This window comes from Sphingomonas lycopersici, assembly GCF_026130605.1.
Taxonomy (GTDB): domain Bacteria; phylum Pseudomonadota; class Alphaproteobacteria; order Sphingomonadales; family Sphingomonadaceae; genus Sphingomonas; species Sphingomonas lycopersici.
The window spans coordinates 323,455-343,625 of record NZ_JANFAU010000002.1 but is presented as its reverse complement, the minus strand read 5'-3'; the positions used below and the strand labels follow the sequence as shown (position 1 = coordinate 343,625).

The 20,171-nt window shown below is 65.8% G+C and carries 20 protein-coding genes and 1 tRNA gene; 7 read left to right on the top strand and 14 right to left on the bottom strand.

Going from position 1 to position 20,171, the window contains the following annotated elements:
* Positions 1-16 precede the first annotated feature (16 nt).
* The 5 genes from NED98_RS04875 to NED98_RS04855 form a co-directional block, all read right to left on the bottom strand.
* Positions 17-1,870: an amidohydrolase gene (locus NED98_RS04875; RefSeq protein WP_265312307.1), complete on the bottom strand. Its 1,854-nt coding sequence runs from the start codon at positions 1,868-1,870 to the stop codon at positions 17-19.
* 86 nt (positions 1,871-1,956) lie between these two features.
* On the bottom strand, positions 1,957-2,205 hold the full coding sequence (locus NED98_RS04870; RefSeq protein ID WP_179511713.1) for a XapX domain-containing protein: 249 nt from the start codon (positions 2,203-2,205) through the stop codon (positions 1,957-1,959).
* A 138-nt stretch (positions 2,206-2,343) separates the two neighbouring features.
* Positions 2,344-3,000, bottom strand: a complete 657-nt coding sequence (locus NED98_RS04865; RefSeq protein ID WP_265312109.1) for a hydrolase — start codon at positions 2,998-3,000, stop codon at positions 2,344-2,346.
* A gap of 446 nt (positions 3,001-3,446) precedes the next feature.
* A complete protein-coding gene (locus NED98_RS04860) occupies positions 3,447-4,085 on the bottom strand; it encodes a response regulator (protein WP_265268391.1) in 639 nt (212 codons plus the stop codon).
* Between the two features lie 2 nt (positions 4,086-4,087).
* Positions 4,088-7,093: a sensor histidine kinase gene (locus tag NED98_RS04855; RefSeq protein WP_265312108.1), complete on the bottom strand. Its 3,006-nt coding sequence runs from the start codon at positions 7,091-7,093 to the stop codon at positions 4,088-4,090.
* Between the two features lie 10 nt (positions 7,094-7,103).
* Here NED98_RS04855 and NED98_RS04850 point away from each other — a divergent pair, with 10 nt between their 5' ends.
* The 4 genes from NED98_RS04850 (at position 7,104) to NED98_RS04835 (ending at position 9,066) form a co-directional block, all read left to right on the top strand.
* Positions 7,104-7,283 (top strand): hypothetical protein, encoded by a 180-nt coding sequence (locus NED98_RS04850; protein ID WP_265312107.1) that lies wholly within the window; start codon positions 7,104-7,106, stop codon positions 7,281-7,283.
* Positions 7,280-7,630, top strand: a complete 351-nt coding sequence (locus tag NED98_RS04845; RefSeq protein WP_265312106.1) for a hypothetical protein — start codon at positions 7,280-7,282, stop codon at positions 7,628-7,630. Before NED98_RS04850 ends, NED98_RS04845 begins: the two co-directional genes overlap by 4 nt.
* Before the next feature lie 83 nt (positions 7,631-7,713).
* Positions 7,714-8,550 carry an alpha/beta fold hydrolase gene (locus tag NED98_RS04840; protein ID WP_265312105.1) on the top strand — a complete coding sequence of 279 codons (837 nt, stop codon included), beginning with the start codon at positions 7,714-7,716 and terminating at the stop codon, positions 8,548-8,550.
* 15 nt (positions 8,551-8,565) lie between these two features.
* Positions 8,566-9,066 (top strand): hypothetical protein, encoded by a 501-nt coding sequence (locus NED98_RS04835; protein ID WP_265312104.1) that lies wholly within the window; start codon positions 8,566-8,568, stop codon positions 9,064-9,066.
* A 237-nt stretch (positions 9,067-9,303) separates the two neighbouring features.
* Here the strand turns inward: NED98_RS04835 and NED98_RS04830 are convergent.
* The 4 genes from NED98_RS04830 to dnaK all read right to left on the bottom strand — a co-directional run bounded on the left by NED98_RS04830 (position 9,304) and on the right by dnaK (position 12,991).
* Positions 9,304-9,380, bottom strand: a tRNA-Arg gene (locus NED98_RS04830).
* Between the two features lie 58 nt (positions 9,381-9,438).
* Positions 9,439-9,816, bottom strand: coding sequence for a hypothetical protein (locus NED98_RS04825; protein WP_265268397.1), 378 nt, complete (start codon positions 9,814-9,816; stop codon positions 9,439-9,441).
* A 27-nt stretch (positions 9,817-9,843) separates the two neighbouring features.
* Positions 9,844-10,959, bottom strand: a complete 1,116-nt coding sequence (gene dnaJ / locus NED98_RS04820) for a molecular chaperone DnaJ (RefSeq protein ID WP_179511706.1) — start codon at positions 10,957-10,959, stop codon at positions 9,844-9,846.
* A 121-nt stretch (positions 10,960-11,080) separates the two neighbouring features.
* Positions 11,081-12,991 (bottom strand): molecular chaperone DnaK, encoded by a 1,911-nt coding sequence (dnaK, locus tag NED98_RS04815; RefSeq protein WP_265312103.1) that lies wholly within the window; start codon positions 12,989-12,991, stop codon positions 11,081-11,083.
* Positions 12,992-13,143: 152 nt separating this feature from the next.
* Here dnaK and NED98_RS04810 point away from each other — a divergent pair, with 152 nt between their 5' ends.
* Entirely contained in the window at positions 13,144-13,593 is a 450-nt protein-coding gene (locus NED98_RS04810; protein ID WP_179511704.1) for a copper chaperone PCu(A)C, read from the top strand.
* 44 nt (positions 13,594-13,637) lie between these two features.
* Positions 13,638-14,051 (top strand): vgr related protein, encoded by a 414-nt coding sequence (locus NED98_RS04805; protein ID WP_265312306.1) that lies wholly within the window; start codon positions 13,638-13,640, stop codon positions 14,049-14,051.
* 344 nt (positions 14,052-14,395) lie between these two features.
* Here the strand turns inward: NED98_RS04805 and purB are convergent, their stop codons facing one another.
* The 3 genes from purB to NED98_RS04790 all read right to left on the bottom strand — a co-directional run bounded on the left by purB (position 14,396) and on the right by NED98_RS04790 (position 16,352).
* Positions 14,396-15,709 (bottom strand): adenylosuccinate lyase, encoded by a 1,314-nt coding sequence (purB, locus tag NED98_RS04800; protein WP_265312102.1) that lies wholly within the window; start codon positions 15,707-15,709, stop codon positions 14,396-14,398.
* A 111-nt stretch (positions 15,710-15,820) separates the two neighbouring features.
* Complete coding sequence (locus NED98_RS04795; protein WP_265312101.1) at positions 15,821-16,078, bottom strand: BrnA antitoxin family protein; 258 nt, start codon at positions 16,076-16,078, stop codon at positions 15,821-15,823.
* Positions 16,047-16,352 (bottom strand): BrnT family toxin, encoded by a 306-nt coding sequence (locus NED98_RS04790; RefSeq protein WP_265312100.1) that lies wholly within the window; start codon positions 16,350-16,352, stop codon positions 16,047-16,049. Before NED98_RS04790 ends, NED98_RS04795 begins: the two co-directional genes overlap by 32 nt.
* Positions 16,353-16,490: 138 nt before the next feature.
* Here NED98_RS04790 and NED98_RS04785 point away from each other — a divergent pair, with 138 nt between their 5' ends.
* Positions 16,491-17,927, top strand: a complete 1,437-nt coding sequence (locus NED98_RS04785) for an NAD-dependent succinate-semialdehyde dehydrogenase (protein WP_265268400.1) — start codon at positions 16,491-16,493, stop codon at positions 17,925-17,927.
* A gap of 42 nt (positions 17,928-17,969) precedes the next feature.
* On the opposite strand, the gene NED98_RS04780 is transcribed toward NED98_RS04785, so the two are convergent.
* Positions 17,970-19,142: an acyl-CoA dehydrogenase family protein gene (locus NED98_RS04780; protein ID WP_265312099.1), complete on the bottom strand. Its 1,173-nt coding sequence runs from the start codon at positions 19,140-19,142 to the stop codon at positions 17,970-17,972.
* Positions 19,118-20,092, bottom strand: coding sequence for an acyl-CoA dehydrogenase family protein (locus NED98_RS04775; RefSeq protein ID WP_265312098.1), 975 nt, complete (start codon positions 20,090-20,092; stop codon positions 19,118-19,120). The genes NED98_RS04780 and NED98_RS04775 overlap by 25 nt, the downstream gene beginning before the upstream one ends.
* Positions 20,093-20,171: the final 79 nt, after the last annotated feature.

Below are 20,171 nucleotides of genomic sequence, written 5' to 3'. Positions count from 1 at the left end.
CTGAAGGGATTTCGCGTCAGACCGCCCAGCATCCACAGCCGAGCGCACCCCAGAAGGTCTGGACATCGGCAACCGGAACGCTCGCGCCGAGCGCGCTCGCGTGGTCATGCCCGTGCACCGCGCAGGCCGAATGGCAGGCGCAGGCGGCGGCGAGCTTGGCACGCGCCTCGGGGGTCTTGTGATAGCCGCCGAAGACCGCGACCGGCGACCAATCGGGCATCGGCTTGGGAAGCGTGGGCGCAATGCCGGCATAATCGCCTTCGCCATGCACCACCTTGCCCCCGAGCAAGGTCAGCAGCGAGCGGATATGGACGATCTCGTCCTCCGGGACGGAGAAATAATCGTCCGACAGGACCGCGAGATCGGCGAGCTGGCCCGCCTTGATCTGCCCCTTCTTGCCGACCTCGTTCGAGAACCAGGTGTTCTCGTGGGTCCACATCGCGAGCGCCTTGTCACGGCTGACGCGGTTCGCGTCGGGATAGAGCTTCAGGCCGCCCATCGTGCGGCCGGTGACCAGCCAGGAAAGCGAGACCCAGGGATTGTAGCTGGCGACCCGCGTCGCATCGGTGCCGGCGCCGACGTGCAGCCCCGCGGCGAGCATCCTCGCGATCGGCGGTGTGCGCTCGGCGGCCTTGGCGCCATAGCGTTCGACGAAATATTCGCCCTGATAGGCCATGCGATGCTGCACGGCGATGCCGCCGCCGAGCGCCGCGATCCGGTCGATATTGCGGTCGCTGATCGTCTCGGCATGATCGAAGAACCAGTTGATCCCCTCGAACGGGATGTCCTTGTTGACCTTCTCATAGACGTCGAGCGCGCGGCCGATCGTCTCGTCATAGGTGGCGTGGAGCCGCCACGGCCAGCGATGCTCGGCGAGCAGGCGGATGACCGGCTCAAGATCGCCTTCCATGTTCGGCGGCATATCCGGGCGCGCGACGCGGAAATCTTCGAAATCGGCCGCCGAATAGACCAGCATCTCGCCCGCACCGTTGTGGCGGTAGCTGTCGTCGCCCTGGCCCGGCGAGACCTGCTTCACCCAGGACTGGAAATCGGCCAGCTCTTCCTTGGACTTCTGGGTGAAGAGATTGTAGCTGATGCGGACGGTGAGCTCGCCGTCCCGATGCAGCTTCTCGATGATCTCATAATCTTCGGGGTAATTCTGGAAACCGCCGCCGGCATCGATCACCCCGGTGACGCCGAGGCTGTTGACGTCGCGCATGAAGTGGCGCGTCGAGTTGATCGCGTATTCGGGCGGGAGCTTCGGCCCTTTGGCGAGCGTCGCATAGAGGATCGTGGCATTGGGCTGGGCGAGCAGCAGGCCGGTGGGATTGCCCGCAGCATCGCGAACGATCTCGCCACCCGGCGGGTTGGGCGTGTCCCTGGTGTAGCCGACGGCGCGCAACGCAGCCCCGTTGAGCAGCGCGCGATCGTAGAGGTGGAGGATGAACACCGGCGTGTCGGGCGCCACCGTGTTCAGTTCGGCGATCGTCGGCAGGCGCTTCTCGGCGAATTGATGCTCGGTGAAGCCGCCGACCACGCGCACCCATTGCGGCGCCGGGGTGCGATCGACCTGCATCTTGAGCATCGCCATCGCCTCGGCCAGCGAAGGCACGCCGTCCCAGCGCAGCTCCATGTTGAAATTGAGCCCGCCGCGGATGATGTGCATGTGGCTGTCGATCAGGCCGGGGATGACGCGGCGCCCCTTGGCGTCGATAACCTCCGCATCGGGCGCGACGGCGGCGCGAACTTCGCCCTCGCTGCCGACGGCGAGGAATTTGCCGTCGCGAATGGCGATGGCTTCAGCCTGGGGATTGGCGCGATCGAGCGTCGACACCTTGGCGTTGATGATGATGAGATCCGAATGAGCCACCGGATTGTTCCTTGCGTAAAGCGGCGAGGCGAGAAGCGCGCCGGCCGCGGCGGCGCTTCCGGCGATCGTGTCGCGGCGGGTGAATGTCACGCGTCGTCTCGGGGCTGGTCGATCGGCCGGCCGAGGATATGTTCGGCGCAATCCTTCCTGAGGAAGACGGCCATTTCCTGCCCTGACGCCAGCCGCTTGGCGATCGGCACGACCTGTTCGCCGACCAGCATGCCGAGCAGCCCGATCAGCGCGATCGCCGGGGGCGCGGGCGACCGGACGCCGAGGAGGCTGTAGATGATGCCAACCAGCAAGCCGACAGCGAGCGAGATAAGATAGGGCTTCATCGCACAATGCTCCGCAAAAATGGCTCTTCAGCTGCGCATCGGCGTCCCTTCCCGGGCCGCGAGCAGCGCGTTTGACTCTGACGGTGCAGGACCGGCGACCGGGACAGGGGAGGGGGCGGCCGCCAGTCCTGCGTTCCGTCAATGCCCTTCGGAGGCGTTGAACATCGTCTTGGCGTAGATGATGCCGAGGCCGTAACCGCCGCCATATTGGCGCGCGATGCCGGTGGTCGACTCATAGGTTTCGGTGCGCGCCCAGTCGCGCTGCAGCTCGAGCATATATTGGAGCGAGGTCATCGGCTTGGCGCCGAGCTGGATCATCCGCTGCACCGCGCGTTCATGCGCTTCGGCCGATATGTCGCCACAGGCATCGGCGATGAAATAGACGTCGAAACCCTGATCGATCGCCGAGGCGACCGGGCCGACGATGCAGACGCTGGTCCAAAGCCCAGCCATCACCAGCCGCGTCTTGCCGATGCGATTGACCTCTTCGATCACGGCGGCGTCTTCCCAGGTGTTCATCGAGGTACGATCGAACATCTTCTGGCCCGGAAACGCATCGGCGATCTCGGTGAACATCGGCCCCGAAAAGCTGTCCTTGGCGACGGTGGTGAGGATCGTCGGCACATCGAACGACTTGGCGGCCCGGCTGATCAGCGCGGCATTGTTGCGCAGCACTTCCGTGGCGATCGACTTGGTGGCAAACGCCATCTGCGACTGGAAATCGATCAGGATGAGCGCATGATCGGTCGGCGAGATCAGCGATTTGCCCGGGGTCGGCGTGGCGGTGATCGTCATGAAAAGCTCCTCTGTTGTGCAGCATCTCGCTGCCGTTCCTCGACGCTAGGCACATTTCTGTTTTCGGATCAGACGGATAAATTGAGACTGATCGTTCCAGATTTTGGAATAGATGAGGCGCGCGAGTGCATTGGCCGCGGCTGCGTCACCTTGCCGGCAACGGGCAGGGCGACATGCGAATATGTGCGGATCGCGGGGTTTGCGGTAGACGACCGCCCGCTCGTCAAGAGGGCTGGTACTGCGGTCATGTCGGCTTCCTTCACCCGATGAAGGAAGCAAATGCCGCACCTTTTGGACAAGCCTCCAACGGGTAGGGTCGTCCCACCTCGAAAGGGGAACGGGGCCTGACCGCCGGGGGCAGGCTGTTCGCCGAGCGGGTTTCCGAGATGCCAGCGCTCCCGTTCGCCCGCCCGCAATGCTCGAGCCGGAAATTTGTCCGGCCGAGCCTAGATTTCGATGAACCCGCGCTTTGCCGCGATCGCCACGGCATGCGCCCGGTCCGAGGCTTCAAGCTTGGCGAAGATGCTCTTCATATGCGCTTTGACCGTGTCCTCGGATATCGAGAGGTGGCGGGCAATCTGCTTGTTGGCATTGCCTCCGGCGGCGAGCTGAACCACCGTGATCTCGCGGCTCGTGAGCTCCTCCTGGCCGATATGCACCGCGATCTGGCACGCGATCTCCGCAGGCACCCGCCGCAGCCCGGCATTCACCGCCCGAATTGTATCGAGCAGGTCGCGTCGCACCGCGCTCTTGAGAAGATAACCAGCCGCGCCGGCCTTCAGCGCGCGCACGGCATTGTTCTCGTCGGCATAGGTCGTGAGGACGATGATCCGCGCCGCGGCGAATTCGGCGCGAATGGCTGCGATCGCGTCGATGCCCCCCATGCCGGGCATCTGCAGATCCATTAAGGTGACATCGGGCCGGGCCGAGCGATAGGCTTCCACCGCCTCGGCCCCGTTCGAGGCTTCTGCAACCAGTTCCATATCCGGCTGGCCGCCGATCAGCGCGGCGAGACCGTCGCGCAGCAGCGGATGATCGTCGACCGTCATCAGTCTGATCGCGCGGCTCTGGTTCGGCGAATTCACCTTCAATCCTCGATCAGCCAGCGACGGTGGGCGAAGCGACTCGATAGCCCGGATCTTTGCTCATAGGCGATCGATGCCGGGACGGTCAGCGTCACCTGCGTTCCGCCACCGGGGCGGCTGGCGATCGAGAATTTGCCCCGGACAACTTCGGCTCGCTCGCGCATCCCCGTCATCCCGAAATGGTCGGGCCGCCCGCCGCCCGCGGCCACCTCCGGCGCGATTCCAATCCCGTTATCGGCAATTTGCAACAGGAATTCGCGCTTATGATAGATGATGTTCACAATGATCTTCTGGGCTTTCGAATGACGCAGGGCATTGAGGATCGCCTCGTCCCCGATGCGCAATATCTCGGCGTGAACAGGCGGACATAGCCGGCGCGGCGGCCCTTCGGTGACGACGTGGAAGGTCGCCGAGGATGTGGTGCCGGCTTGCGCGGCGGTATCCGCGAAATGCTGGGCGATATTGTCGCTGGTCGATGTGGTGCGCAGGTTGCGGACGCTGTCGCGTCCCTCCGCAAGCGCCGCGTCAGCCCGGTCGAGCGCCTCCTCCAGGTTCGCGCGTGCGCCGTGCGAAGGCGGCAATGTGTCGATCGCCGATTGGAAGCGATAGATCAGCCCTTGAAAGCCTTGCAGCAAGGTATCGTGAAGCTCGCGCGCGATCCGCTCGCGCTCGCGCAACCGGCCTTCGACCTGCTGGCGGATCGTGGACGCCACCTGCCGCATGCGCAGCGAATAGAGCAGCCAGCCGCCGGCGATGAACGCGATCGCGATGAGGACCTTGAACCAGACGCTCTGCCAGAGTGTCGGCAGGATGTCGAAGCTCACCGTCGCGCCTGACCGGTTCCAGACGCCGTCATTGTTGGCCGCGATGACCTGGAAGCGATAATGACCCGGGCCGAGCCCGGTATAGAAAGCCTGTCGCCGGTGCCCCGGATCGACCCACGCGGCGTCGACCCCTTCGAGCCGGTAACGGAAACGCACGCGCTCGGGGATCGAAAGGCTGAGCGCGGCATAATCGATCTGGACGCCGGTCGTGCCGGCCGGAAGGTGGATCGGTGCGCCGGTCGCGAAGGATCGGCCGCCGGCAACGAGCCGATTGATCGACACCGGCGGAACCAGCGCGTTCTTCGACAGATGCTGCGGATCGATCCACGCGATGCCGTGGCTGGTGACGAACCACAGGCGGTGATCTTGTGCCTCGATCGCGGTCGGCGTGTTCGAATCCTGCTGCGCCACCCCGGGTAGGCCATCGTCGAGGTCGAAGAGGGTGGAGCGTAGCTCGCGCTCGGGATGGACGAAGGCGGCGGCGAGATCCGCGACCGCAACCCTCGTCACCCCGGAAATGCCGTTCAGCCAGACGGCGCCGTCGCTTCCCAGCACCATGCCGGACAGTCGGCTGAGCCGCGGATGTCTTTCCGCACGGAGCGTCTGGAAACGCCGTCCGTCGAAGCGCGCGAGCCCGAAGTCGCCCAATATGTAGATCTGCTCGCCGATTGACGTGACGAGCTCGATCCTGCCGGCCGCGAGCCCGTTCTTCTCCGAAGCCGCGATCTGCCGATTCCCGTCGAGCGTGACGAGGTGGTCGACATAGTTGAGCCAGACCCGGCCGCGCGCATCCGACAGCATCTGGACCGGCGCGCGGCGCTGGGCGCCGAGCGGCGGCGGCGCTCGCCTCCATCCGCTCGGATAACGGCAGAAGATGCCGTGCTCCAACACCGCCGCGCAGAGCAAATCGGCGCTTTCCAGCCAGCCGGTCACCGTGCCTTGCGCGTCGCGGGGCAGCGCCGCGAAGCGAAAATGCGAGCCTGCGAGGCGCGCGATGCCGTCATCAAACCCCGCCCACAGAGCGTTCGACCGGTCGACATGGAGCGACCGCGGCCAACCGCGGTAATGCGCGATCGGTTGCGCGGCGCGATTGGCGTGCGCCTCGAACAAGGTCTCGCCGGTGAGGACATAGACGGCGCCGTCCTTGCCGGCCGCAATCTGAAAACCCTTGCGCGATGTCGGCGGGAGACCCGGCGCGGCGACTGCATTGGCTTCCCGGAAGCGATCGAGACCGAGATTAGTCCCGACCCAGATATTTCCCTCGCGATCTTCGAGCAGCGGGCTGGCAATGTCCGAACTCAGCCCGTTCTTCAGCGTGAAGCGCTCGAGCGACCGCGAAGCCGGCGGCCGATCGTTGCCGATGACGCGGAAGATCCCGCCGGCCGCGCGCGCGGCCCACAACACACCGTCGCGATCGATCAGCATCGGCTCGCCACTCGGCTCGACACTGGACGGAACGCCCGAGGGCGGCGCGCTTTTCAGCCCAGCGGGCTGCAGCGAGCCGGCGATCGCGTGGATCGGCCGCGAGCCACCCGGCGAGAGCCAGATACGGCCGTCGCGCGCCTCGAAGATACGCGCGCGCGCAGCGGCCGGTTCGACGGTCCGCTCGAACCTTTGTGCCTCGGGGCGTAATACCCACAGCCATCCTGCGGTCGTGGTCCAGACCGATCCATCGCGCGCGACCACGACGCTCGAAACGGCGCCGGCGGGAAGGCCGGCTTCGTCGCCGATGAAGCTCCACCGGCCCGCCAGGAAGCGCGCGAGCCCGCCCCGATCGCGGTTCTTGAGCGCGGCCCAGATACCGTTGTTTCGGCCGCCTGCGATCTGGAGCACCGCTGCGCTGCGGGCGCCGAACGAAAAGGTCGTGAGCCCGCCGTTGCGAAGCCGCGCGATCTGGCCTGCCTCGAACCCGATCCACAGATCGCCGGCGGGGTCGACATATAACGCATTGATATTGGCCGACGGCATGCGGTTGCCCGGCGCGAGCCTGACCTTTTCGAAACGGACGCCATCGAACCGATAAAGGCCCGCCCCGGTGCCGAGCCAGAGGTAACCGTCGTGCGACTGGGCAAGCGCCCAGATGTCGGGCGGCGCGCCGTCCTTGATCGTCCAGGCGCTATGAAAAAGCTGGTCGAGGCGGCGCTGTGAGTCGAGCGCGCCGAGCGGCATATGGGCAAGCAGCATCAGCGCGCCGATGGCCCATCTCGATTTGCGCAGGCCAACCCCCATCCAGCCGTCCTATCGCTCGATGTCCAACCTGTCGATCACGGCCATGCCTGCGCCGCCGATCGGCCGCAAACCCGAAAGGGTGATGGTTGCGCTACCCCATTCGGCGTGGCGCGATGTGCGCGCTTTCCATAGTTTTCGCCAGTGACCCGGAGCCTGTTCCAGTATCCGACCGGCATGGTGGGGGTGGCGTTGTTGCTGCTCCGCCTTTCGGTGGCTGGCGCGCTGGTCGCAGCGACGACGTTGGTCGCGATGCCCTGGGCTGTGCCGCCGATCCTTTTGATCGCCGTGGCGGTGATATTGGGCATCCTGACCCGTGCCGGCGCCGTGTGCGGCGTGATCGTGGCGATGCTGATCGGTGCGGAGGTCGGCGGCGCGCTCGGCGTGTCCGCCTGGTTGCATGGATTGGCTTCGCTCGCGCTCTCGATGACGGGCGCCGGCGGTTATTCGATCGACGCGCGGCTCTTCGGCCGCACCGTCCTGACACTGGAATAGACAGATAACGGGGCGGACCCGTGCCTAACGTCGCCGGGTTCGCCATGCCTCATCAAGCCGCCAAACGCACAGGAGATATTTCGATGAGCCAGGATTTCGTGACCACCAAGGATGGCGTCTCGATCTTCTACAAGGATTGGGGCCCGAAGGATGCCCAGCCGATCGTCTTTCATCATGGCTGGCCGCTGTCGGCAGACGATTGGGACAATCAGATGATGTTCTTCCTGCTGCACGGCTATCGCGTCATCGCGCACGACCGGCGCGGCCACGGTCGCTCGACCCAGACCTGTGCGGGCAACGAGATGGATACTTATGCCGCCGACGTCGCGGCGCTTACCGATCATCTCGATCTCAAGGACGCGGTTCATGTCGGCCATTCCACCGGGGGTGGAGAGGTCGCCCGTTATGTCGCGCGCGCGAAGCCGGGGCGTGTCGGCAAGGCGGTGCTGATCGGCGCGGTGCCGCCGATCATGGTCAAGAGCGACAAGAACCCCGGCGGCCTGCCGATCGAGGTGTTCGACGGCTTCCGCGCCGCGCTCGTCGCCAATCGCGCGCAATTCTTTCTCGACGTGCCGTCGGGGCCATTTTATGGTTTCAACCGGAAGGACGCCAAGGTGAGCCAGGGCGTGATTGAGAATTGGTGGCGCCAGGGCATGATGGGCGGTGCCAAGGCGCATTATGATTGCATCAAGGCGTTCTCGGAGACCGACTTCACCGAGGATCTGAAAGCGATCGGCGTACCGACGCTCGTGATGCACGGCGACGACGATCAGATCGTGCCTTATGCCAACGCCGCGCCACTCTCGGCCAAGCTGCTCAAGCAGGGCACGCTCAAGACCTACGAGGGGCTTCCGCACGGCATGTGCACGACCCATCCCGACATCATCAACCCGGACCTTCTGGCGTTCATCAGGTCCTGACCGGGGAGCCCGCGCATGAGCTATCTCGTCGCCATCACCTTGTTCCACACCGCGCTCTGCTTCATCGCAATCGGCGCGGGAGCGGTCGCCGTCGCCGGACTATGTCAGGGACGGCGCATCTGGACAGGGCGCTTTCTCGCACTGGCAACCGCGGTGAGCGTCACAGGCTATTTCTTCCCGTTCCACGGCGTGACGCCCGCGATGATCGTCGGCGCGATCGCATTGGGCGTGATCGTCGTGGCGCTCGCGGCGTACCGTCACTTCCACCTCGAGGGCGTCTGGGCGCGGGTATATGCTTCAGCGCTCGTCGCGAGCCTCTATCTTCTCGCCTTCGTCACCGTCGCCCAGGCCTTTCAGAAGATCCCCGCGCTCCACGGACTCGCACCGACGCAAAGCGAGCCGCCCTTTGCGATCGCGCAGATCGGTGTGCTGATATTCTTCCTCATCGTGGGGTGGAGAGCGACCTCTCGATTTCGGGCGTCAGTCTCCGCCGGACGGCCCGTTATGCTCAAGTGAGTAGATGTGGCTCCAGGTCTTGATCCGCTCAAGCGCATCGTGGCGAAGCGCCGGCCGCCGTGGTTCCCTTCCACGACGAATATTGTGACGGACAAGACCGATATAGGGCGACCGAAGAGCATCTTCGCATCAGCCATCCACCACGCCTCGAAATTGCGGAGAGGGGACGAATCTGGGAACGTCAGCGATGGCGTTCCGGTATTATGCGGAAAAATTATTCGCTTGGCGCGAATTAAATGGCGCACTCGACAGGATTCGAACCTGTGGCCTCTGCCTTCGGAGGGCAGCGCTCTATCCAGCTGAGCTACGAGTGCGTTGTCAGGCGCGCCTAGCAGCCGCGAAGCGCGAAGACCAGAGGGTTCGTCGACCTGATTACTTGGTTTTTGCGATCTTCACCGGCTGGAACTCGGCAAGCCCGCAACTCGCGCCGCGCATCGGCGGGCTTTGGTAGAGCACCGTGATGATGTCGGTCGAGCACAATTGGCTCAGCGAGGTCGAATAAGCGAAGCGCCGCTCGGCGCCGAGCCCGGGGCAGCTTTGCGGCAAGGTCACGCGATAATAGCGGTCGCCCGAGATGCGGAAGTCGATCACGCGATCGTTCCGCACCTGGCTTTCGCGCAGCGAGGTGATCGGCACGCAGCTTTGCGGCTTGCCGTCCGGCGTCGCGGCGGGGACCTCGTTGCGGTCCCGCGCCGCGCCGGGGGCGGCGACGGCAGCAATGGCGATGGCGGCTGGCAACAGGATTCGCATGATGCACCTCCGGTTTGGCGCGTGACCTCAATCCCCTGCGAACGCGTTCCTGAGCCGTGCGAAGAAACCCTGCGCCTCGGGGCATTCGTCGCCGGTCTCGGTCTCGCGGAACATCTCGAGCAGCTCGCGCTGCCGCGTCGAGAGCCGCGTCGGGGTTTCCACGTCGATTTGTATCACAAGATCGCCGTGTCCGCGCCCCTGCAGCACCGGCATGCCCGCACCGCGATGACGCAATTGTTTGCCGGACTGGATACCGGCCGGGATCTTCAGCTCGTGCGTCCGCCCGTCGAGCCCGGGGATCGCGAGCGTGCCGCCGAGCGCCGCGGTGGTGAAGCTGATCGGCGCGCGCGCGAACAAGGTAGTGCCCTCGCGCTCGAAGATCGCGTGGCGCTTCACATGGAGAAAGATGTAGAGATCGCCCGGCGGCGCGCCGCGCGGCCCGGCTTCGCCCTCGCCCGACATGCGGACGCGGGTACCCTCGTCGACCCCGGCGGGGATATTGACGGTGAGCGTCTTGGTGCGCTCGACCCGCCCGTCGCCGCGGCAGTCGCGGCACGGATCCTCGATCACCTGGCCCGAGCCGTTGCACATCGGGCAGGCGCGTTCGACGACGAAAAAGCCCTGCTGCGCGCGCACCTTGCCGTGGCCGGCGCAGGTCGAGCAGGTATGGGCGTGCGTACCCGGCCGCGCCCCGGTGCCGTGGCAACTGTCGCACGAGGCGGTCACGTCGATGGTGATGTCGGCGGATTTGCCGTGGAACGCCTCTTCGAGCGTGATTTCCATATCGTAGCGCAGATCGGCGCCGCGCCGCGGCTGGGCGCGGCCGCCGCGGCCGCCGCCCATGAATTCGCCGAAGACGCTCTCGAAGATATCGGAGAAGCCCGCGAAGTCGTGCGCGCTGCCACCGCCGCCGCCGTTCTGGAACGCGGCATGGCCGAAGCGATCATAGGCCGCGCGTTTCTGCGGGTCCTTCAGGCAGTCATAGGCTTCGTTGACTGCCTTGAACTTGGCTTCGTTGTCCTTGCACCCGCCGTTCTTGTCCGGGTGATATTTCATCGCGAGCTTGCGATAGGCCGATTTGATCGTGCTCGCGTCTGCGCCGCGGTCGACTTCAAGCAGTTCGTAATAATCGATTTCGGTCATTCCCGGCCCCCGCCGAGTGGTCCGGCGATCGCCGTGCCGGCCGAGGCCGGCATCTCAAGCATCGCTTCATTGTGCCTGAGCCCCCGGCACGCGCCGGGGCGACGATCGCGGATCACTTCACTTACGCCTTGTTGTCGTCCACTTCCGAGAATTCGGCGTCGACCACATCCTCGCCACCGGCGGCGCCAGCCGCTTCGCCGGCGCCCGCGGGGGAGGCTTCGGCCTGCTGCTGCTTCTCGTAGATCGCCTGACCGAGCTTCATCGCGACCTGCGCGAGCGCCTGGGCCTTTTCGTTCATTGCCTCGACGTCACCGCCGGCAACCGCCGACTTGGCCGCGTCGATCGCCGCCTGAATCTCGCCCTTGAGCGCTTCATCGACCTTGTCGCCATTGTCGGCAAGCTGGCGCTCGGTGGTGTGGATCAGGCTTTCGGCGTTGTTCTTCGCCTCGGCCGCCGCCTTGCGCTTCTTGTCCTCCTCGGCGAACCGCTCGGCATCGTGCACCATCTGCTCGATATCCGAATCGGAGAGGCCGCCCGAGGCCTGGATGCGGATCTGCTGCTCCTTGCCGGTGCCCTTGTCCTTCGCGGAGACGTTGACGATGCCGTTGGCGTCGATGTCGAATGTCACCTCGATCTGCGGCACGCCGCGCGGGGCAGGGGGGATGCCGACCAGATCGAACTGGCCGAGCAGCTTGTTGTCCGCCGCCATTTCGCGCTCGCCCTGGAAGACGCGGATCGTCACCGCCTGCTGATTGTCGTCAGCGGTGGAGTAGGTCTGCGACTTCTTGGTCGGGATCGTCGTGTTGCGATCGATCATGCGGGTGAACACGCCGCCCAAAGTCTCGATGCCCAGCGACAGCGGGGTCACGTCGAGCAACAGTACGTCCTTGACGTCGCCCTGCAGCACGCCGGCCTGGATCGCCGCGCCCATCGCCACCACCTCATCGGGGTTGACGCCGGTGTGCGGCTCCTTGCCGAAGAAGTTCTTCACCACTTCGCGGACGCGTGGCATGCGGGTCATGCCGCCGACGAGCACGACATCGGCGATCTCGTCGGCCTTCATCCCCGCATCGGCCAGCGCCTTGCGGCACGGCTCCAGCGTGCGCTGGATCAGGCTTTCGACCAGCTTCTCCAGATCGGCGCGGGTGATCGTCTTGACGAGGTGCTTCGGGCCGTTCTGATCGGCGGTGATGAAGGGCAGGTTGACCTCGGTGGTCTGCGCCGAGGACAGCTCGATCTTCGCCTTTTCGGCGGCTTCCTTGAGCCGCTGCAGCGCAAGCTTGTCCTTGGTGAGGTCGATGCCCTCGTCCTTTTTGAAGCCTTCCGCGAGATATTCGACGATCTTCGAATCGAAGTCCTCGCCGCCGAGGAAGGTGTCGCCGTTGGTCGCCTTCACCTCGAACACGCCGTCGCCGATCTCGAGGATCGAGATGTCGAAGGTGCCGCCGCCAAGGTCATAGACCGCGATCGTCTTGCCGTCCTGCTTCTCCAGCCCATAGGCCAAAGCCGCCGCGGTCGGCTCGTTGATGATGCGCAGCACTTCGAGGCCCGCGATCTGGCCGGCGTCCTTGGTCGCCTGACGCTGGGCGTCGTTGAAATAAGCCGGAACGGTGATCACCGCCTGCGTCACCGTCTCGCCGAGGAACGATTCGGCGGTTTCCTTCATCTTCTGCAGGATGAAGGCGGAGATCTGCGACGGGCTGTAGTCCTTGCCGCCGGCCTCGACCCAGGCGTCGCCGTTCGGGCCGCGCGCGATCTTGTAGGGGACCAGCTCGGTGTCCTTCTTGGTCACCGGATCGTCGAAGCGACGGCCGATCAGGCGCTTCACCGCGAAAATCGTATTATCCGGGTTGGTCACGGCCTGGCGCTTCGCCGGCTGGCCGATCAGCCGCTCGCCATCCTTGGCGAAGGCGACGATCGAGGGCGTGGTGCGCGCACCTTCGGCATTTTCGATCACCTTGGGCTTGCCGCCCTCCATGACCGCAACGCACGAATTGGTGGTGCCGAGGTCGATACCGATAACTTTTGCCATGAGTGCTCTTCTAGCCCCTACATTTAAACTGCGCCGTGCCCCGTGAAGCGGCGACACGGAACGATGTTGACCGGGCGGATATAGGTGTCGTGCGTGTTGCCGCAAGAAGGCGCCGCAGCTAGGTTCCGCGCATTGTTCGGTAAAGGGAGAAAATGGTCGTGCGCAGCGTGGTGGCTTTGACCGTTGGCATCGCGGCGCTGGCGGGCTGTTCGCAGGCACCGCAACTGTCGGTGAGCGACGCCTGGGTGCGGCTCGCGGCGGTGCCGGGGCGGCCGGCGGCGGGCTATTTCACGCTCCACGGCGGCCCGACCGACGCGACCTTGATCAGCGTCGCCACCGATGTCGCGGTGCGCACCGAGATGCACGAGATGAAGGCCGGCGCGGGCGGCGCGATGACGATGGACGCGATGCAGCAATTGCGCGTGCCCGCGACGCAGACGGTGCGGTTCGCCCCGGGGGGCAAGCATTTGATGCTGTTCGACCTCAACCCCAGCGTGAAGCCGGGCGGCAAGCTGACCTTCACCTTCACCTTCGCCGACGGCGTGCGCATCCAGCAGCCGGCGAGCGTGATCGCCGCGGGCGATCCTGCGCCCAAGGAGTGAGCGCGCGCGGGCTGACGCCGGGCGAGGTGGCGCTCGCCCGCTCGATGTTCGGTTCGGCGATCGACTATGACGCGGTGCGGATCGCGCGCCGCCGTTGGGCATTCTTCCAGCCGCGCAACGTGGTGATGGCGCCGCGCGGGACGATCCATTTCCACCCCCACGGCCCCTCGTATCGCGACGATTTCGCCGAGGCGTCGCTCGATCTGAAGGGGCTGTTCATCCACGAGATGTGTCATGTCTGGCAGCATCAGCGCGGTATCTTCCTGCCGCTCGCGCGGCATCCCTTCTGCCGTTATCACTATAGCTTCGTGCCGGGGTGGCCGCTCGCACGCTACGGGATCGAGCAACAGGCCGAGATTGTCCGCCACGCCTTTCTGCTGCGCGCGGGCCGCAGCGTGCCGGGCGCGCCGGGGCTGGACAGCTATGAGACGTTGCTGGGGATGTTCGCGGAAGGATGACGCCCCGCTTCCTTCGTCATTCCCGCGAAGGCGGGAATGACGGCTCGGGGAATCTAGGGCAGGCCCCGAAGGCCCAAAGTTCACGAAGTTCACACGTGTGACGCAGCGTCACGCCCGCCAGTCCGCCCCTTGGATAAGGGGCGGTGGCGGATGTGTCAGAACGCGGTGGAAACCACGCCGACCACCAGCGCCTGGACCGCGAGTACCAGCGTAAGGCTGGCAGCGGCTTCGAACATGCGCATGTTGTGATCTCCTCGCCGGGAAGGTCCGGCGGGGCGGCATGTGGCGATTGTTATGCTGCGCTGCAACATAGTTGCGCGCAATCACGATTGCGGTTTTTGCAATCAGTCGGCGAAGACCCGGTTGAAGATCGTGTCGACATGCTTAAGATGATAATCCAAATCGAATTTTTCATCGATCTGCTGCGGCGAAAGCGCCGCCGTGACCTCGCTGTCGGCCTTCAACAACTCGGCCAGCGAGAGCGTCCCGTCGGATTCCCAGACCTTCATCGCGTTGCGCTGCACAAGGCGATAGCTATCCTCGCGGCTCACCCCCGCCTGGGTCAGCGCGAGCAGCACGCGCTGCGAATGGACCAACCCGCCCATGCGATCGAGGTTCTTCTGCATCCGCGCCGGGTAGACGAGCAATTTGTCGACCACCCCGGTCAGCCGCGCCAGCGCGAAATCGAGCGTGATCGTCGCATCGGGGCCGATATAGCGCTCGACCGAGGAATGGCTGATGTCGCGCTCATGCCACAGCGCCACATTTTCCAGCGCCGGGGTGACATAGCCGCGCACCATGCGGGCGAGACCGGTGAGATTTTCGGTCAGCACCGGGTTGCGCTTGTGCGGCATCGCCGACGAGCCTTTCTGCCCGGGCGAAAAATATTCCTCGGCCTCGAGCACTTCGGTGCGCTGGAGGTGGCGGATTTCCACCGCCAGCCGCTCGATCGAGCTGGCGATCACGCCGAGCGTCGCGAAGAACATCGCGTGGCGATCGCGCGGGATCACCTGGGTCGACACCGGCTCGACGGTCAGCCCGAGCTTGGCCGCGACATGCGCTTCCACCGCCGGCTCGATATTGGCGAAGGTGCCGACTGCGCCCGAGATCGCGCAGGTCGCGATATCGGCGCGGGCATGCGCGAGCCGCGTGCGGTTGCGCTTGAACTCGGCATAGGCCTCGGCGAGCTTGAGCCCGAAGGTCACCGGCTCGGCGTGGATGCCGTGGCTGCGCCCGATCGTCGGGGTCAGCTTATGCTCATAGGCGCGGCGCTTGAGCACCGCGAGCAACGCGTCGATATCGGCGAGCAGCAGGTCCGCGGCGCGGGTCAGCTGCACCGCGAGACAGGTGTCGAGCACGTCCGAGCTGGTCATGCCCTGGTGCATGAAGCGCGCCTCGTCGCCGACATTCTCGGCCACCCAGGTGAGGAAGGCGATCACGTCGTGCTTGGTCACCGCCTCGATCGCATCGATCGCGGCGACGTCGATCGCCGGCTTGGTATCCCACCAGCGCCACAGCGCCGCGGCGGCTTCCTTGGGCACCACGCCCAGCTCGGCGAGCGCGTCGGTGGCATGCGCCTCGATCTCGAACCAGATGCTGTAGCGCGTCTCGGCGGACCACAGGGCGGTCATCTCCGGGCGGGAATAGCGCGGGATCATGCTTGTTTCCTCGATATGCGAGTCGGCCGGAAGCGGCGTTTGGCTGCCGACTAAAAGGCAAATCCGCCGAGGGCAACGTTACGTGGCAAGGGTTGTGCAGCAATCGAACGATCATCCGGAAAGCTGCGCGCTCGCCTTTCGTAGCACATCGTTGATTCGAGCTTGCCAACCTGGCCCGGTGGCCTTGAAACGTTCAAGCACCTCTCGATCCAGGCGGATCGTCACCGGCTCCTTGTTCGATCCGCGAGGCCGCCCCACGCGCTTGCGCCGGGCGACAAGTGCCTGTTCGATGCCGGATTCGGATACGTCGAAATCTTCCGGATCGTTCGGATCCGCCTCAAGGGCGATAGTAGATGCGTTCTTCGCCATCATTGCTTCTCCTGACCGAGATGAACCGCACCGCCGAACCACGTAAAACATGGACCGCGGTATAAAGCCTCTCCTCCACAAGCCCGATGACCTTGAATCGCTCCTCGCCGTCAACCGGGCGAATTGATGTGAGGACGAGATGGCCGGGATCGTCGAAAATCCTCGCGCCGAAGGCGAGCGAGATGCCATGTTTGGCGAGGTTGCTGGCGTCTTTGGCGGTATCGAACTCGACGTCCATCAGATTTTTTGTACGTACATAAATGTCGCCGATCAAGCGATATCTGTACGTACAGAAATAGCATAATCGCGGCTGCGAAGCCAACGCGAAGATCGGGAAAGAATCTCTTGGGGTGGACAGACGCTGGGCGGATACGCATCTCCCGCCGCACGATTCATTTCCCGAGGTGACGACATGAGCCAGACCGACCGCCCCGCACGCGCGCTTTACATTGCCGGCGAATGGCGCACGGGCGGCGGCCGGGTGGCGCAGGACGTGCTCAATCCCGCGACCGGCGCGACGATCGGGACGGTGCCGCATGCCTCGGCCGCCGATCTCGACGAGGCGCTGGCGGCGGCCGAGCGCGGTTTCCGCGCGTGGCGCGAGACCCCGGGCGAGACGCGCGCGGCGGTGCTGAGCAAGACCGCGGCGTTGATCCGCGAGCGCGCCGATGCGCTCGCCGCGATCGCCACCGAGGAACAGGGCAAGCCGCTCGCCGAAGCGCGCGGTGAGGCGATCGGCGCGGCGGCGATCCTCGATTTCCACGCCGGCGAGGCGGTGCGCATCTATGGCCGGGTGCTGCCGCGCGCGAGCGGGCTGCGCTCGATGGTGCTCAAGCAGCCGGTCGGCCCGGTCGCGGCCTTCTGCGCATGGAATTTCCCGTTGCTCAATGTGGTGCGCAAGCTCTCCCCGGCGATCGCCTCGGGCTGTTCGGTGATCCTCAAGCCGAGCGAGGAGACCCCGGCGAGCGCCACCGCGATCCTGCAATGTTTCCAGGACGCCGGGCTGCCGGGCGAGGTTGCGCAGATCGTCTTCGGGGTGCCCGATGAGGTGTCGCGGACGCTGCTCGCCTCGCCGGTGACGCGCAAACTGAGCTTCACCGGATCGGTGCCGATCGGCAAGCATCTGATGCGGCTCGCCGCCGACAGCGTGATGAAGATGACGATGGAGCTCGGCGGGCACGCCCCGGTGCTGGTGTTCGACGATTGCGATCTCGACAAGACGCTCGACATTCTCGTCGCGCACAAATTCCGCAATGCCGGGCAGGTGTGCGTCTCGCCGACGCGTTTCTATGTGCAGGACGGCATCTATGACCGCTTCGCGGCGGGGTTCGCCGAGCGGACGCGGCAGGTGACGGTCGGCGACGGCAGCATCGCGGGGACCAAAATGGGCCCGCTCGCCAACCCGCGTCGCCCCGATGCGCTGGAGGCGATGATCGCCGATGCGCGCGCGGCAGGGGCCAAGGTGCTCGCCGGCGGCGAACGCGGCGCGGGCGACGGCTTCTTCTACGCGCCGACGGTGCTCGCCGACGTGCCGCTGGAGGCCAAGGTGATGAACGAGGAGCCGTTCGGCCCGCTCGCGCTGATCCGCCGCTTCGGGACGCTGGAGGAGGCGATCGAGCAGGCCAACCGGCTGCCCTATGGCCTGGCGTCCTATTGCTTCACCGAGAACGGGCGGCGTCAGGCGATCCTTGGCGATGCGGTCGAATCGGGGATGGTGTGCATCAACAACGTCCGCACCTCATGGCCCGATGCGCCGTTCGGCGGGGTCAAGGATTCGGGCTTCGGCTCGGAGGACGGCCCCGAGGGGATCGAGGCGCATATGATCACCAAGTCGGTGCATATCTCGTAAATCCCGCCTTCACCCCTCCCCTGAAGGGGAGGGGCTTTAAGGTCACCGCACCCCCAGACCCCGCGCGATGATCCCGCGCAGGATCTCGCGCGTGCCGCCGCGCAGCGAGAAGGACGGCGCGTTGAGCATCGTGTGCGCGAGCACCGCGACGAAATCGCTCGTCGAGGCGCGATCGGGCTCGGCGTCGACCAAAGCGCGGGCGATTTCGGGCAGATCCTGTTCGAAGGTCGCGCCGAGATCCTTGACGATCGCGGCGTGGACGGCGGGATTCTCCCCCGCTTCGAGCAGCGCCGCCACCCCGCGCGACAGCCGCCGCAGCACGACGAGATGCGCGGTCAGCCGCCCGAGCGCGAGCCGCGCCGCGTCGCCCGGCGCCTCGCGCAGCACCGCGATCAACTCGAGCAGCAATTGCATCGACGACAGGAAACGCTCCGGCCCGCTGCGCTCGAAGGCGAGTTCGCTCATCACCTGATCCCACCCGCCGCCTTCGGCGCCGATCAGCGCCGCGGCGGGGAGGAAGGCATTCTCGAAATGCACTTCGTTGAAATGATGCTGCCCGGCGAGATCGATGATCGGGCGGATCGTGACCCCTTCGGTGGCGTGGAGATCGACGAGCAACTGGCTGGTTCCCGCCTGCCGATCACTGGTGGTGCCGCTCGTGCGGCAGAACAGGATCATATAATCGGCGTGATGCGCGCCGGTGGTCCACAATTTGGTGCCGGTGACGCGCCAGCCGCCGTCGACCGGGGTCGCGCGGGTGCGCGTCGCGGCGAGATCGGAGCCCGAATCGGGTTCGCTCATCCCGATGCAGAACACCAGTTCGCCGGCGGCGATCCTCGGCAGGATCGTCGCTTTCTGTTCCTCGGTGCCGAATTTGAGCAGGGTGGGGCCGCTCTGGCGATCGGCGATCCAATGCGCGGCGACCGGCGCGCCGGCGGCAAGCATCTCCTCGATCACGACATAACGTTCGAACGCGCTGCGCTCGTGCCCGCCGTAGCGCTTGGGCCAGGTCATTCCGAGCCAACCTTTGGCGCCGATCGCGCGGCTGAAATCGCGATCGAACCCGCTCCAGCTTTCGGCGCGCGCAGCGGGGCTGCGCGTCGCCAGCGCTTCGGCGAGAAACGCGCGGACCTCGGCGCGCAAGGCTTCGGCAGCGGGAGAAGGCGGCGGGGAGGGGAAGCGGAAGCCGATCATGCTGCGGTCACCATCGGCCAAAAACCCTCTTTTCCGGCGGCGAGCGCGCGATCGCCGAGCCGTGTCGCCCAATGCGCCGCGCCCCCGAACTCGTCGCGCCACGTCCATAGGCTGGTGGTGAACAGATGCAGGCGATGCTCGGCGGTGAAGCCGATCGCACCGTGGAGCTGGTGCGCGATGCCGTTGGCGCGGCCGACCGCCTCGCCGATCCGCACCCGCGCGACCGCGATCGCGAAGGTGGCATCGGCCGGGTCGGCGATAAACGCATCCGCGGCGAGATCGGCCGCGGCAGAGGCGGCGACGACCTCGCCCGCGAGCTTCGCCAGTTCCTGCTGGATCGCCTGGAATTTCGACAATGGGCGGCCGAACTGGACGCGTTCGGCGACATGCGCGACGGTCAGTTCGAGCACGCGGTCGAGCGCGCCGGCGCATTGCAGCGCGCGGACCAGCGCGCCGTGCTCGATCAGCTTGCCGGGGATCGGCGCGGCCCGCTCGGGCGCGTGAAAGCGCATCGCGTCGCGCGGCAGCCCGGCGAGGTCGATCGCTTCATGTTCGAGCGTCGCATCGGTGATCCGGGCGATGCCGGTTGCGGTCTCGACGACGAAAGTCCGGCAATTGCGGCCCCAGGCGATTCGCGCCGCGCCGTCGATCGGCACCAGCGCGGCCGGCCCGTCGGCGAGCGGCAGTCCGGCGCGCGCCAGCGCGGCATTGGCGAGCATCGTCTCGCCGAGCGGCAGCGGAACCGCGTGGCGACCGAACAGGCGGATCAGATCGAGCGCCTCGCGCGGGTCGACACCGAACCCGCCGGCATCTTCGGGCACCAGCGCCAGCGGCACGCCCTGTTCCTCCAGCGCGCGCCACAGATCGCTCGGCCAGGTGCCGGTGCGGGCGGCGTGCATCGCCGAATCGTCGAGCCGCGCCTCGAGCAGTCGCTCGATCGCATCGGTCAGCATCGTCGCGATCTCGCTCACGGCCTCTCCATCGCTTTCTTGCTATCGTTGCAAGTGGCTCTAGACGGTTCGACATTCAGCGAAACCCCCTTTGACCGTC